We start from the raw sequence: 12,466 nt of genomic DNA on the forward strand, positions 1-12,466 counted from the left end.
TCGGCTGTGGGGTCGGGTGGGGAGCGGACCCGGCCGGTGAGGCTCCGGGCCCGTGGAGTGCGGATCGGTACGGATCGTGCACGAAATCGAACGAGAAATCGAACGGAGGGTCGGGTGCGGGATCGAGTGCGGGATCGAACGTGGAGCGGTGCGGACAGGTGTGCGGCACGACGGGCCGGGGTCCCGGCCGGGGAGCCGTGCGCGCGGCGGGTGCGGGGCGTGCAGCGGGACACGCAGTTCTAGCTACCCGAGCCCTCGCACGCGTACTCCGTCGGAATGACGGGTTCTCCCCGGGAGAGCTGGGTCGCGGAGAGCGGCAGCTCGGCGCGGGCCGCCCGGTGCCGCTCGCGGAGCACGTCCAGCGGCTCGCGCGCGGTCGCGGTCACCTCGCCGCCCTTGACCAGTTCCACCAGCAGCTGCCGGTCGGCCAGCGCGTCGGGCACCTGCCCGGTGCCGACCACCTCGGCCTCGGCGACACCGTCCCCGTCCAGCCGCCGCGCGGCCCACTTGCGGCCGCCGACGGAGGTCTTGCCACCGGTGGACCTCTTCGCCACCGGCACCAGCGGTGCCTTCGGGTCGGTGGACTCGGCGCGGGCGACCAGCTTGTAGACCATGGAGGCCGTCGGGTGCCCGGAGCCGGTCACCAGCTGGGTGCCGACGCCGTACGCGTCCACCGGCGCGGCGGCCAGGGAGGCGATGGCGTACTCGTCCAGGTCGGAGGTCACCAGGATCCTCGTCCCGGTGGCGCCCAGCTCGTCCAGCTGCTGCCGCACCCGGTGCGCCACCAGCAGCAGGTCACCGGAGTCGATCCGTACGGCGCCCAGCTCCGGCCCGGCGACCTCGACGGCCGCGCGGACCGCCTCGGCCACGTCGTAGGTGTCCACCAGCAGTGTCGTACCGCCGCCGAGGGAGTCGACCTGCGCCCGGAAGGCGTCCCGCTCGCTGTCGTGCACCAGGGTGAAGGCGTGCGCGGAGGTGCCCACGGTCGGGATGTTGTAGCGGAAGCCGGCCGCCAGGTCCGAGGTGGAGGTGAAGCCGCCGAGGTACGCGGCCCGGGCGGCGGCCACCGCGGCCAGCTCGTGGGTGCGCCGGGCGCCCATCTCGATCAGCGGCCGGTCCCCGGCGGCGGAGGACATCCGGGAGGCCGCCGCGGCGATCGCCGAGTCGTGGTTGAGGATCGACAGGATCACGGTCTCCAGCAGCACGCACTCCGCGAAACTGCCTTCCACCCGCATGATCGGCGAGCCCGGGAAGTACACCTCACCCTCCGGGTAGCCCCAGATGTCGCCGGAGAAGCGGTAGTCGGCCAGCCAGTCGAGGGTCCGCCCGTCGACGACGTTCTTCTCGCGCAGGAAGTCGAGGACGGCCCCGTCGAAACGGAAGTTCTCCACCGCGTCCAGGACCCGCCCGGTGCCGGCCACCACGCCGTAGCGGCGGCCGTCCGGCAGGCGCCGGGTGAAGACCTCGAACACGCTGCGCCGGTCGGCGGTGCCACCGTTCAGGGCGGCCTGCAGCATCGTCAGCTCATAGTGGTCGGTGAAGAGCGCCGTGGACGGAACAGCCACCGGCAACCCAAGGTCCGCTGTGTTCATACGACGAATGCTACCCCCATTTCGTCACTCTGACGATTTCTATCCCGTCACGGACCGGCCGGGGCCGGTCGCGGGTGCGGTCCCGCAGGTGATTCCGGGTGAAACCCGGACGTATGACGGCCCGTGCGGGCCGGTTTGTGCTCTTGACGCCTTCCGGTGGCAGCATGGGCACTGTGACGTCACCCGCACCCCTGGAGATCGAACGCACCGAGTCGGCGGAAGAGGCCTTCGCCGTACCCGAGCCCGACGTCCCCTGGATCACCATCGTCCACAACGACCCGGTCAACCTCATGAGCTATGTGACGTACGTCTTCCAGACGTACTTCGGCTACTCCAAGGACAAGGCCACCAAGCTCATGCTCGACGTCCACCACAAGGGTCGGGCGGTCGTCTCCAGCGGCACGCGCGAGGAAATGGAACGCGACGTCCAGGCCATGCACGGCTACGGCCTGTGGGCCACCCTCCAGCAGGACCGGAAGTGACCACGCCGGACCCGACCCACCCCCGCCCGCGTGACCGGAAGTAGCGAATCGCCTCCATGTCAGGACAATTCGAACCGCTCCCCGACGGCGGCGCGGCCGTCGCCCTCGACGACGTCGAGATCTCCATCATCCGCTCCCTGGCCGTGCAGCTCATGGAGCTCCTCGGCCCCGGCCCGGCCGAGGACGCCCCCGACGACCCGCTCGCCGGACTCTTCACCGAGGGCCCGAGCGAGCCGCCCACCGACCCGGTGCTGCGCCGGCTCTTCCCGGACGCCTACGGCGACCCCGAGGAGCCCGACTCCCTCAAGGACACCGAGGAACAGCGGGCGCACTCCGCGGAGTTCCGCCGCTTCACCGAGAACGACCTGCGGGCCGGCAAACGCGACAACGCCCTCGCGGTGATCCGCTCCCTGGACGCCCTCACCGCGGCCGGTGAGGGCGGGGCGGTGCTGAAGCTCTCGGCCGGGGAGTCCCGGCAGTGGCTCGGCGCGCTGAACGACCTGCGCCTGGCGATCGGCTCCCGGCTGGAGATCGACGACGAGGGCGACACCGACCTCCTTTTCCGCCTCCCGGACGAGGACCCGCGCAAGCCCATGGTGATGGCGTACCTGTGGCTCGGCGGCCTCCAGGAGACCCTCGTCGAGACCCTCATGCCGTAGGCGCGCCACGCCCGCCGCCGCCCGCCGCAGGGCCGAGTCGCCGCCCGTCGCGGTGCGGCGCCACGCTTTCGGCGGAGCGACGCCGCCCATGTCGGGCAACCGGTCGGTATGTTCGGGAAAGTCCGCCGACGTGTTCGCTCAGAGAACACTCAAGTCCGCGTGGCGATCCTGTCAAGGCTTTCGCCTCCTATGTGCTCCTCGGGCGACCTTCGCCCACTTCCTCCTGTGGTGTGCGTCACAAACGGCTGCTGATCAGTGTTGCGACCGTGGTAGATCTGCACGACCACCAGGTGAACGCCACTCATGCGTTCGTCGGGTGAGCCACGAGTCGGCAACCGCCGGCCAGGCGTGAGCGGGCCCGCTCAGCTCCATCAGTCCGGGGGGACCGAGACCCGATCCGGGGCCCACCAGCGGCCCGGATCGGCATGGAGAAAGGCGCATGCCACATGGCCTCACCGCAGGTCGACACGGAGTCCGTATCCGGCGAGGGGTACGAGCGCGGACTCAACAGCCGGCAAGTCCAGATGATCGCGATCGGCGGCGCCATCGGCGTCGGCCTCTTCCTGGGAGCCGGAGCGAACATCGCCAAGGCCGGACCCAGCCTGATCGTCATGTACGGCCTCGCCGGCGTGATCATCTTCTTCATCATGCGGGCGCTCGGCGAGCTTCTGCTCTACCGCCCGGTCTCGGGTTCCTTCGCCGAGTACTCGCGGGAGTTCCTCGGCCCGTTCTTCGGCTACTTCACCGGCTGGACGTACTGGCTGATGTGGATCGTCACCGGCATGGCCGAACTCACGGCCGCCGCGATCTACGTCAACTACTGGTTCCCGCAGATCCCGCAGTGGGTCACCGCCCTGGTCTTCCTGCTCGTCCTCTTCGGGGCCAACCTCATCTCGGTGAAGATGTTCGGCGAGATCGAGTTCTGGTTCTCGATGGTCAAGGTCACCGCCATCATCGGCATGATCGTGATCGGGCTCGGCGTGCTCACCTTCGGCTTCAGCGCCGCCGGGGACACCGCCGCGGTGTCCAACCTCTGGGCCTTCGACGGCTTCTTCCCCAAGGGCATCGGGTCGTCCCTGATGACCCTCCAGGGCGTCATGTTCGCCTACCTCGCCGTCGAAATCGTCGGCGTCACGGCCGGCGAGTCCAAGAACCCGGAGAAGACCCTCCCCAAGGCGATCAACACCCTGCCCTGGCGCATCGCCCTGTTCTACGTCGGCGCCCTCACCGTCATCCTGTGCGTGGTCAAGTGGACCGAGTTCGGGCCGGGCGTCAGCCCCTTCGTCGCGGCCTTCGCCCAGATCGGCATCCCGGCCGGCGCCGGCATCGTCAACTTCGTCGTGCTGACCGCCGCCCTGTCCTCCTGCAACTCCGGGATGTACTCCACGGGCCGCATGCTGCGCAGCCTCGCGGACAACGGCGAGGCCCCGCGGACCTTCAAGCGGCTGTCCTCCAGCAGGACCCCGGCGCTCGGCATCGCCACCTCGGTGGTCTTCATGGGCATCGGCGTCGTTCTGAACTACGTCGTCCCGGAGAAGGCGTTCGGCTACGTCACCTCCATCGCCACGGCGGCCGGCATCTGGACCTGGCTGATGATCCTGATCAGCCACATCCTCTACCGCCGCCAGGTGGTCGCGGGCAGGCTGCCCGCCTCCTCCTTCCCGGCGCCCGGCGGCTCGGTGTGCTCCTACATCGCCATCGTGTTCCTGCTCTTCGTCACCGCCCTCATCGCGATCGACGCGGAGGCCAGGATCTGTCTCTACGTGATGGCCGGCTGGGCCATCGTCCTGAGCATCGGCTGGATGGTCCTCAAGAACCGCAGCCCGCGCAGCACCGAGGGCCGCGAGCCGGAGTTCGCGAAAATCAGCCGCTAGCTCCTGCCGGCCGTGCCGGAGCACCGGCCGTGGGGTTCTGCCGGGTGACCGTACCCGTCGTGCGGGAGTACTCGTGGCACTCCCGCACGACCACCGTTCAAGGCGTCCGGTGTCCCGGCGTCCGGCATCCGGGCCGTCCCGTACCACCCCTCGGTACGGGACGGCCCTCTGCTTATCCTGAACCTCATGCTGACCCTCACCCAGACCCTGTACGACCAGATCGTCGCCCACGCACGCAAGGACCACCCCGACGAGGCGTGCGGTGTGGTCGCGGGTCCCGTGGGCTCCGGCCGCCCCGAGCGCTTCATCCCCATGCTGAACGCGGCCCGCTCACCCACGTTCTACGAGTTCGACTCGAAGGACCTGCTCAAGCTGTACCGCGAGATGGACGACAACGACGAGGAACCGGTGATCGTCTACCACTCGCACACCGCGACCGAGGCCCACCCCTCCCGCACCGACATCGACCTGGCCGGCGAACCCGGAGCCCACTACGTCCTGGTCTCCACCGCCGACCTCGACGGCCTCGGCGAGTTCCAGTTCCGCTCGTTCCGCATCGTGGGCGGCGAAGTCACCGAGGAAGAGGTCGAGGTCGTCGAGGCGTACTGACGCGCCGATCTGCACGTTCCCACACCCCGGTCGTCAATCATCCGCAGTATGAGACGGCATTCGGTTCCCGTCATCGGGAATCGATACGATGAGCTCATGGTTCTCCATGACGTGAGCGACAAGACGCCGGGCAAGCTGCTCGTGGCGCGGCTGCACGTCGACCTGTGCAGACTCGCCAGTGCCATCTGTTGACACCGAGCTTCCCGCCGTACGGCCCGTGAGCCCCGGCGGCCCCACCGCGCAGGCACGCCTGCACACCTCCCGCGCCGCCGCGCGCCCACCGACCAGACGACATACCGACAGGAGCCCCCTGCCATGGCCATCGAGGTCCGTATCCCGACCATCCTCCGCCAGTACACCGACGGTCAGAAGGCGGTGGAGGGCACCGGAGAGACCCTTACCGACCTCTTCGCCGACCTCGAGACCCGGCACCCGGGCATCAGGGCCCGCCTCGTCGACGACACCAAGGGCGACCAGCTGCGCCGCTTCGTCAACGTGTACCTCAACGACGAGGACGTCCGCTTCCTGGACGGCATCAGCACCAAGCTGTCCGACGGCGACAGCGTCACGATCCTGCCGGCCGTGGCCGGCGGCGCGGCCTGATCCCGGATGCGCTACGACTCGCCGCTGGCCGCGGTGGGCAACACCCCTCTGGTGGGCCTGCCGCGGCTGTCGCCGTCCGCCGACGTCCGTATCTGGGCGAAGCTCGAGGACCGCAACCCGACCGGCTCGATCAAGGACCGCCCGGCCCTGTTCATGATCGAGCAGGCGGAGAAGGACGGCCGGCTCACCCCGGGCTGCACCATCCTGGAGCCGACGTCCGGCAACACCGGCATCTCCCTGGCGATGGCCGCCAAGCTCAAGGGCTACCGCATGGTGTGCGTGATGCCCGAGAACACCTCCCAGGAGCGCCGGGAACTCCTCGCCATGTGGGGCGCGGAGATCATCTCCTCCCCGGCCGCGGGCGGTTCCAACACCGCCGTACGGGTGGCCAAGGAGATCTCCGCCGAACACCCGGACTGGGTGATGCTCTACCAGTACGGCAACCCCGACAACGCCGGCGCCCACTACGCGACGACCGGCCCGGAGATCCTCGCCGACCTCCCCTCGATCACCCACTTCGTGGCCGGCCTCGGCACCACCGGCACCCTTATGGGCGTCGGCCGCTACCTGCGCGAGCACAAGCCGGACGTGAAGATCGTCGCCGCCGAACCGCGCTACGACGACCTGGTCTACGGACTGCGCAACCTCGACGAGGGCTTCGTTCCCGAGCTGTACGACGCCTCCGTCCTCACCACCCGTTTCTCGGTCGGCTCCGCCGACGCGGTCACCCGCACCCGTGAACTCCTCCAGCAGGAGGGAATCTTCGCGGGTGTCTCCACCGGTGCCGCCCTGCACGCCGCGATCGGCGTCGCGAACAAGGCGCTCAAGGCGGGGGAGTCCGCCGACGTCGCCTTCGTCGTCGCCGACGGCGGCTGGAAGTACCTGTCGACCGGCGTCTACACCGCCGCCACGACGGAGGAAGCCATCGACACGCTCCAGGGCCAGCTCTGGGCGTGACCCGCACGAGGACAGCACGAAGGGGCCGAAGACCTACTCCGGCCCCTTCGATGTTTTCGGGGTTCTGGGTGGGGTCCTGGGATCCCGGCGCCCTCGGCGTCCCGCCCGCCACCGGGTCACCGGGCCAGATGCCGCACCCGCTCCCACAGCGCCCGGTCGACGACCCCCACCCGGCGCCGGAACCCCCGCACCGGCACCTCGCGCACCTCGTCCGTCTCCAGGAAGCTCGCCCGCCCCCGGGCATCCCCCACGGCCCCCGCCGGCAGCGGGATCACCCCGCCGCGCCCCTCCCGGAAGCGCGTCGTGATCTTCGCGACGGTCGCCCGCTCCCCACGCACCGCCAGCACCAGGCACGGCCGGTCCTTCGACGCCCCGGCCCCCGCCGCCGGCCCGTCCTCGTAGGGCACGTCGGCCCACCAGATCTCCGCGGGCCGCGGACCGCCGGCCGTGTCGGCCGTCGCTGCGGTCGCCGCCCCCGAGGCCCGCGTCCGGCGTTCGGAGCGGGACCGGTGCCCCCGGCCCCAGCCGTCGACGAGCGTGGCGACCAGCGCGAGCAGTACCACCGCGACGAGGGCGAGCCACCACGACGTGTCCATGACCCGACGGTACCGGGCACCCGACGGCCCCGGCGCGCACCGCGAGCGTGCGCCCCCTCACACTCCTCGCACGACCCGCGGCCATCCGAACCGGTGACAGCACAGGTGAGTTCCCCCACAACCGTCCCTGGCGAAGGAGCGGCCAAAGGTTTTGAGTCTTACGCTCGACGGACCGCACGACCCCCGTTCCCCTCACCCCGCCAGCGGAGGTTTCTGCTTCATGAAGCTCACCGTCGTCGGCTGCTCGGGGTCGTTCCCGTCCACGGAATCGGCCTGCTCGAGCTACCTCGTCGAGGCCGACGGCTTCCGGCTGCTTCTCGACATGGGCAACGGTGCCCTGGGCGAGCTGCAGCGCCACTGCGGTCTCTACGACCTGGACGCGATCTTCCTCAGCCACCTGCACGCCGACCACTGCATCGACATGTGCGCGTACTTCGTGGCGCGCTACTACCGGCACGGAGGCCCCTGCGACCCGATCCCGGTCTTCGGACCCGAGGGCACGGAGCACCGGCTGACCACCGCCTACGACGACACCCCCTCGGCCTCCTCGATGAGCGAGGTCTTCGACTTCCACACGGTCAAGCCCTCCACCTTCGAGCTCGGCCCGTTCGTCGTGCACACCGAACGCGTCGCGCACCCGGTGGAGGCGTACGCCATCCGTCTCGAGCACGGAGGGAAGTCGCTGACGTACTCCGGTGACACCGGAGTGTGCCGGGCGCTCGACGAACTCGCCCACGACACCGACCTGTTCCTGTGCGAGGCCGCCTTCACCCACGGCAAGGAGAACATCCCCGACCTGCACCTCAACGGTCGCGAGGCGGGTGAGACGGCGGCCCGCGCCCGCGCCCGCCGGCTGGTCCTCACCCACATCGCCCCGTGGACCGACCCCCAGGTCAACCTCGCCGACGCCCGCGCCGTCTACGACGGCCCGGTGGAACTCGCGGCACCCGGCGCGACGTACGTGCTCTGAGCCCGCGCACGCCCGAGGCCACGCACGACCGCGCCCGCGCCCACGCACGACCGAGGCCCCGGAGCCGTCTTCCCTGACGGCTCCGGGGCCTCGGTCACGCTGTCGTACGGGGACGACGAGGACCACTCACGCCTTCGTGGTGTCCTCGATCTCCTCCTCGGGTTCACGGCCCGGGGTCGGCAGGTTGAACTTGACGATCGCGAAGCGGAACACCGTGTAGTAGATCGCCGCGAAGACCAGACCGATCGGGATGATCAGCCAGGGTTTGGTCGCCAGGTTCCAGTTGAGCCCGTAGTCGATGGCGCCCGCCGAGAAGGTGAAGCCCGCATGCACCCCGAGCGCCCAGGTGATCGCCATGGACAGGGCGGTGAGCACCGCGTGGATCACGTACAGCGCCGGGGCGATGAACATGAACGCGAACTCGATCGGCTCGGTCACACCGGTCACGAAGGACGTCAGGGCGAGGGAGATCATCATGCCCATCACGGCCTTGCGGCGCTCCGGGCGGGCGGCGTGCGCGATGGCGATCGCGGCGGCCGGCAGACCGAACATCATGATCGGGAAGAAGCCCGACATGAACATTCCGGCGTCCGGGTCCCCGGCGAAGAACCGGTTCAGGTCACCGTGGACGACCTCGCCCGCGGCGTTGGTGAAGTCGCCGATCTGGAACCAGGAGACGGTGTTGACGAACTGGTGCATGCCGACCGGGATCAGCGCACGGTTGATCAGGCCGAACAGACCCGCGCCGACGGCGCCGAGGCTGGTGATCCACTCACCGACGTTCGAGATGCCGTCGCCGATCGGCTCCCAGACCAGACCGAAGAAGACACCCATCGCGGTGCCGACGAACGCCATGATGATCGGCACCAGACGGCGGCCGTTGAAGAAGCCGAGCCAGTCCACCAGCTTCTTGCGGTGGTAGCGCTGCCAGAGCACCGCCGCCAGCAGACCCATCAGGATGCCGCCGAGCACACCGGGGTTGTTGTAGGTCGCGGCTATGTCCTCGCCGGCCTGCACCTTCGCCTCGGTGACGGGGAACGCCTTCAGGACGTTGCTGTAGACCAGGAAGCCGACCAGGGCGGCGAGCGCCGTGGAGCCGTCGGCCTTCTTGGCGAAGCCGATGGCCACACCGATGCAGAACAGCATCGGGAGGTTGTCGAAGATCGCGCCACCGGCGGTGGCGAACACGGCCGCGACCTTGTCCCAGCCGAGACCGTCGGCGCCGAACACGTCGGGCTGGCCGAGCCGCAGCAGGATACCCGCCGCCGGCAGCACGGCGATCGGGAGCTGGAGACTGCGACCCACCTTCTGCAGGCCTTGGATCAGGCCGGATCCCCGCTTCTTCGCGGGAGCCGCCGATGCGGTGGCGGTGCTCATACTTCCTCCATCGGTGGTGGTCTACACCACTCAGTGGTGTAGACCTGTTGTAGCACGATGAAGGCCATATAAGGAACCCGTCGATTCCGCAACCGGAGCACTACGCGCCGTGCCCGCCCGGCGGTCCGCGGCACCGTCCCCGAGGGTGCGCCGAAGGCCCCCGGATCCATGATCCGAGGGCCCGAACGGCCGGCTCCACTGTAAGGGAGCCGCCGCATATAGCACCCTTGGCGTCGGCTGAAGGGTGCGGCCGTTTCCTCGGGCGCGCCCGGGGGTGCCGGCAGTCGTCCGCGGCGGGGTTTGGCGAGGGCCCTCCCGGTGGTGTAGACCAGCCGGGAGCGGTTCCGCCGTCGTGGCGCCCTCCTTCGGCACCGACGGCACGACCCCTCGCAAGGATGGGCCAACTGTGGGTTACTGCGACAAAGCGGTTCGGATCAGGGAGAGCGAACATGGCCACCAAGGCTGAGAAGATCGTTGCCGGGCTCGGCGGCATCGAGAACATCGAGGAGATCGAAGGCTGCATCACCCGCCTCCGCACCGAAGTCATCGACCCCGCCAAGGTCGACGACGCCGCACTGAAGTCCGCCGGAGCCCACGGCGTCGTCAAGATGGGCAGCGCCATCCAGGTCGTCATCGGCACCGACGCCGACCCCATCGCGGCCGAGATCGAAGACATGATGTGACACCGGGCGAACCGGGCGAACCCGGCAACCGGGCAACCCCCGGCCCCCCAGGGCCCCTTCCGGACAGCGGCGAGCCCGCCACCCCGGAAGGGGCCCTTCCCGTGGGGGACTAGGCTCGACGCCATGTCTCGAATCGACGGCCGCACCCCCGATCAACTCCGCCCGGTCACCATCGAACGCGGCTGGAGCAAGCACGCCGAAGGCTCCGTCCTCGTCTCCTTCGGCGACACCAAGGTCCTCTGCACCGCCTCCGTCACCGAAGGCGTCCCCCGCTGGCGCAAGGGCAGCGGCGAGGGCTGGGTCACCGCCGAGTACTCGATGCTCCCCCGCGCCACCAACACCCGCGGCGACCGCGAATCCGTCCGCGGCCGCATCGGCGGCCGCACCCACGAGATCAGCCGCCTCATCGGCCGCTCCCTGCGCGCCGTCATCGACTACAAGCAACTCGGCGAGAACACCATCGTCCTGGACTGCGACGTCCTCCAGGCCGACGGCGGCACCCGCACGGCCGCCATCACCGGCGCCTACGTCGCCCTCGCCGACGCCATCAACTGGTCCAGGAACAACAAGCTCATCCGCGCCAGCCGCCAGCCCCTCACCGGCACCGTCAGCGCCGTCTCCGTCGGCATCGTCGACGGCGTCCCGCTCCTCGACCTCTGCTACGAGGAAGACGTACGCGCCGACACCGACATGAACGTCATCTGCACCGGCGACGGCCGCTTCGTCGAGGTCCAGGGCACCGCCGAGGCAGCCCCCTTCGACCGCACCGAACTCAACAGCCTCCTCGACCTCGCCGTCACCGGCTGCGCGGACCTGACCGCCGCACAGCAGGCCGCACTCGACAGCGTCCTCGAAAGGTAAAAGACACACCAAGGGACGTGGCCGACGCGGGCAACCACGCCGGCCACCCCCGCGTCTGAAGGAATACGGACGCACGGACGAACCCGGACGCCCGACCGGACGCACGGGCCGCCCGGCCCGACAAGGAGGAACCGTTCCATGGCCGCGAGCCGCCGACGCCGCACCACAGCCGTCGCCGCCACCCTGGCGGCCGTCGCACTGACCGCCGGACTCACCACCGGCTGCAGCGCCGTCGACAAGGCACTCGACTGCGTCCGGACCGCCGACGCCATCGCCGACAGCGTCACCGAACTCCAACAGGCCGTCGAGAACGCCTCCGACGACGTCACCCGACTCGAGGAGTCCCTCGACTCCATCGAGCGCAACCTCGGCGAGATAAGCGACAAGACCGACAACGCCGACGTCGGCAAGGCCGTCGACGACCTCGAACAGGCCACCGTCAACGTCCGCACCTCCATCGAGAACGGCGACAAGACCCCCGACATCAGCCCCGTCACCGACGCCGCCGGCGAACTGACGAAGGTCTGCACCCCGTAGCGCGAGGGGGCGAGCGGCCGACGGCACAGGGCCCGGAATACTGGGCCCCATGACCCGCCTGATCCTCGCCACCCGCAACACCGGAAAGATCACCGAGCTCCGGTCGATCCTCGCCGACGCCGGACTGCCCCACGAACTCGTCGGCGCCGACGCCTACCCCGACGTCCCCGACGTCAAGGAAACCGGCACCACCTTCGCCGACAACGCCCTCCTCAAGGCCCACGCCCTCGCCCAGGCCACCGGCCACCCCGCCGTCGCCGACGACTCCGGCCTCTGCGTCGACGTCCTGGGCGGCGCCCCCGGCATCTTCTCCGCCCGCTGGGCCGGCCGGCACGGCGACGACCAGGCCAACCTCGACCTGCTCCTCGCCCAGCTCTCCGACATCCCCGACGACCACCGCGGCGCCCACTTCGCCTGCGCCGCCGCCCTCGCCCTCCCGGACGGCACGGAGAGGGTGGTCGAAGGCCGACTGAGGGGCACCCTGCGCCACACCCCCGCCGGCACCGGCGGCTTCGGCTACGACCCGATCCTCCAGCCCGACGACGAAACCCGCACCTGCGCGGAGCTCTCCGCCGCCGAAAAAAACGCCATCAGCCACCGCGGCAAGGCCTTCCGAGCCCTGGTACCGGCGGTGCGTGAGCTGTTGGGCTGAGCCCGCATGGCGAC

General features: G+C 69.9%; 15 protein-coding genes. 12 read left to right on the forward strand and 3 right to left on the reverse strand.

The genetic code is table 11. The features are described from left to right. Positions 1–239: 239 nt before the first annotated feature. Positions 240–1,592: a nicotinate phosphoribosyltransferase gene (locus PYS65_RS22405; RefSeq protein ID WP_279335723.1), complete on the reverse strand. Its 1,353-nt coding sequence runs from the start codon at positions 1,590–1,592 to the stop codon at positions 240–242. A gap of 164 nt (positions 1,593–1,756) precedes the next feature. Here PYS65_RS22405 and clpS point away from each other — a divergent pair, with 164 nt between their 5' ends. The 7 genes from clpS to PYS65_RS22435 all read left to right on the forward strand — a co-directional run bounded on the left by clpS (position 1,757) and on the right by PYS65_RS22435 (position 6,776). Then, on the forward strand, positions 1,757–2,074 hold the full coding sequence (clpS, locus tag PYS65_RS22410; protein ID WP_279335724.1) for an ATP-dependent Clp protease adapter ClpS: 318 nt from the start codon (positions 1,757–1,759) through the stop codon (positions 2,072–2,074). Positions 2,075–2,130: 56 nt separating this feature from the next. After that, positions 2,131–2,733 (forward strand): DUF2017 domain-containing protein, encoded by a 603-nt coding sequence (locus PYS65_RS22415; protein ID WP_279335725.1) that lies wholly within the window; start codon positions 2,131–2,133, stop codon positions 2,731–2,733. Between the two features lie 446 nt (positions 2,734–3,179). Next, entirely contained in the window at positions 3,180–4,607 is a 1,428-nt protein-coding gene (locus tag PYS65_RS22420) for an amino acid permease (RefSeq protein WP_279335726.1), read from the forward strand. Positions 4,608–4,793: 186 nt separating this feature from the next. After that, positions 4,794–5,216, forward strand: coding sequence for a M67 family metallopeptidase (locus PYS65_RS22425; RefSeq protein WP_279335727.1), 423 nt, complete (start codon positions 4,794–4,796; stop codon positions 5,214–5,216). A gap of 96 nt (positions 5,217–5,312) precedes the next feature. Then, complete coding sequence (locus PYS65_RS34950; RefSeq protein WP_323056066.1) at positions 5,313–5,408, forward strand: putative leader peptide; 96 nt, start codon at positions 5,313–5,315, stop codon at positions 5,406–5,408. Between the two features lie 123 nt (positions 5,409–5,531). After that, positions 5,532–5,819, forward strand: coding sequence for a MoaD/ThiS family protein (locus tag PYS65_RS22430; RefSeq protein ID WP_279335728.1), 288 nt, complete (start codon positions 5,532–5,534; stop codon positions 5,817–5,819). Between the two features lie 6 nt (positions 5,820–5,825). Next, positions 5,826–6,776 (forward strand): PLP-dependent cysteine synthase family protein, encoded by a 951-nt coding sequence (locus PYS65_RS22435; RefSeq protein ID WP_109378356.1) that lies wholly within the window; start codon positions 5,826–5,828, stop codon positions 6,774–6,776. 116 nt (positions 6,777–6,892) lie between these two features. Here PYS65_RS22435 and PYS65_RS22440 read toward each other — a convergent pair whose 3' ends face one another. Continuing rightward, positions 6,893–7,372, reverse strand: coding sequence for a type II toxin-antitoxin system PemK/MazF family toxin (locus PYS65_RS22440; RefSeq protein ID WP_279335729.1), 480 nt, complete (start codon positions 7,370–7,372; stop codon positions 6,893–6,895). Positions 7,373–7,592: 220 nt separating this feature from the next. On the opposite strand from PYS65_RS22440, the gene PYS65_RS22445 reads away from it, so the two are divergent. Continuing rightward, positions 7,593–8,342 (forward strand): MBL fold metallo-hydrolase, encoded by a 750-nt coding sequence (locus PYS65_RS22445; protein ID WP_279335730.1) that lies wholly within the window; start codon positions 7,593–7,595, stop codon positions 8,340–8,342. Positions 8,343–8,468: 126 nt separating this feature from the next. Here PYS65_RS22445 and PYS65_RS22450 read toward each other — a convergent pair whose 3' ends face one another. Beyond that, positions 8,469–9,719, reverse strand: coding sequence for a PTS transporter subunit EIIC (locus tag PYS65_RS22450; RefSeq protein WP_279335731.1), 1,251 nt, complete (start codon positions 9,717–9,719; stop codon positions 8,469–8,471). A 449-nt stretch (positions 9,720–10,168) separates the two neighbouring features. On the opposite strand from PYS65_RS22450, the gene PYS65_RS22455 reads away from it, so the two are divergent. From PYS65_RS22455 to rdgB, 4 genes are all read left to right on the forward strand, one after another. Beyond that, the gene (locus tag PYS65_RS22455; RefSeq protein ID WP_279335732.1) at positions 10,169–10,402 is read left to right on the forward strand and encodes a PTS sugar transporter subunit IIB; all 234 of its coding nucleotides are present in this window, start codon (positions 10,169–10,171) and stop codon (positions 10,400–10,402) included. A 123-nt stretch (positions 10,403–10,525) separates the two neighbouring features. Next, positions 10,526–11,263 carry a ribonuclease PH gene (gene rph, locus PYS65_RS22460; protein WP_279335733.1) on the forward strand — a complete coding sequence of 246 codons (738 nt, stop codon included), beginning with the start codon at positions 10,526–10,528 and terminating at the stop codon, positions 11,261–11,263. A 138-nt stretch (positions 11,264–11,401) separates the two neighbouring features. After that, complete coding sequence (locus PYS65_RS22465) at positions 11,402–11,800, forward strand: hypothetical protein (RefSeq protein WP_279335734.1); 399 nt, start codon at positions 11,402–11,404, stop codon at positions 11,798–11,800. Positions 11,801–11,849: 49 nt separating this feature from the next. After that, on the forward strand, positions 11,850–12,452 hold the full coding sequence (gene rdgB / locus PYS65_RS22470) for an RdgB/HAM1 family non-canonical purine NTP pyrophosphatase (protein ID WP_279335736.1): 603 nt from the start codon (positions 11,850–11,852) through the stop codon (positions 12,450–12,452). The last annotated feature ends 14 nt before the right edge of the window (positions 12,453–12,466 follow it).

The organism is Streptomyces cathayae, assembly GCF_029760955.1.
In the GTDB taxonomy this organism is placed as follows: domain Bacteria; phylum Actinomycetota; class Actinomycetes; order Streptomycetales; family Streptomycetaceae; genus Streptomyces; species Streptomyces cathayae.

Bases quoted from the DNA above. Each gene is read 5' to 3' on its own strand.
- PYS65_RS22405 (WP_279335723.1), bottom strand. From the start codon at position 1,592: ATGAACACAGCGGACCTTGGGTTGCCGGTGGCTGTTCCGTCCACGGCG.
- clpS (WP_279335724.1), top strand. From the start codon at position 1,757: ATGGGCACTGTGACGTCACCCGCACCCCTGGAGATCGAACGCACCGAG.
- PYS65_RS22415 (WP_279335725.1), top strand. From the start codon at position 2,131: ATGTCAGGACAATTCGAACCGCTCCCCGACGGCGGCGCGGCCGTCGCC.
- PYS65_RS22420 (WP_279335726.1), top strand. From the start codon at position 3,180: ATGGCCTCACCGCAGGTCGACACGGAGTCCGTATCCGGCGAGGGGTAC.
- PYS65_RS22425 (WP_279335727.1), top strand. From the start codon at position 4,794: ATGCTGACCCTCACCCAGACCCTGTACGACCAGATCGTCGCCCACGCA.
- PYS65_RS34950 (WP_323056066.1), top strand. From the start codon at position 5,313: ATGGTTCTCCATGACGTGAGCGACAAGACGCCGGGCAAGCTGCTCGTG.
- PYS65_RS22430 (WP_279335728.1), top strand. From the start codon at position 5,532: ATGGCCATCGAGGTCCGTATCCCGACCATCCTCCGCCAGTACACCGAC.
- PYS65_RS22435 (WP_109378356.1), top strand. From the start codon at position 5,826: ATGCGCTACGACTCGCCGCTGGCCGCGGTGGGCAACACCCCTCTGGTG.
- PYS65_RS22440 (WP_279335729.1), bottom strand. From the start codon at position 7,372: ATGGACACGTCGTGGTGGCTCGCCCTCGTCGCGGTGGTACTGCTCGCG.
- PYS65_RS22445 (WP_279335730.1), top strand. From the start codon at position 7,593: ATGAAGCTCACCGTCGTCGGCTGCTCGGGGTCGTTCCCGTCCACGGAA.
- PYS65_RS22450 (WP_279335731.1), bottom strand. From the start codon at position 9,719: ATGAGCACCGCCACCGCATCGGCGGCTCCCGCGAAGAAGCGGGGATCC.
- PYS65_RS22455 (WP_279335732.1), top strand. From the start codon at position 10,169: ATGGCCACCAAGGCTGAGAAGATCGTTGCCGGGCTCGGCGGCATCGAG.
- rph (WP_279335733.1), top strand. From the start codon at position 10,526: ATGTCTCGAATCGACGGCCGCACCCCCGATCAACTCCGCCCGGTCACC.
- PYS65_RS22465 (WP_279335734.1), top strand. From the start codon at position 11,402: ATGGCCGCGAGCCGCCGACGCCGCACCACAGCCGTCGCCGCCACCCTG.
- rdgB (WP_279335736.1), top strand. From the start codon at position 11,850: ATGACCCGCCTGATCCTCGCCACCCGCAACACCGGAAAGATCACCGAG.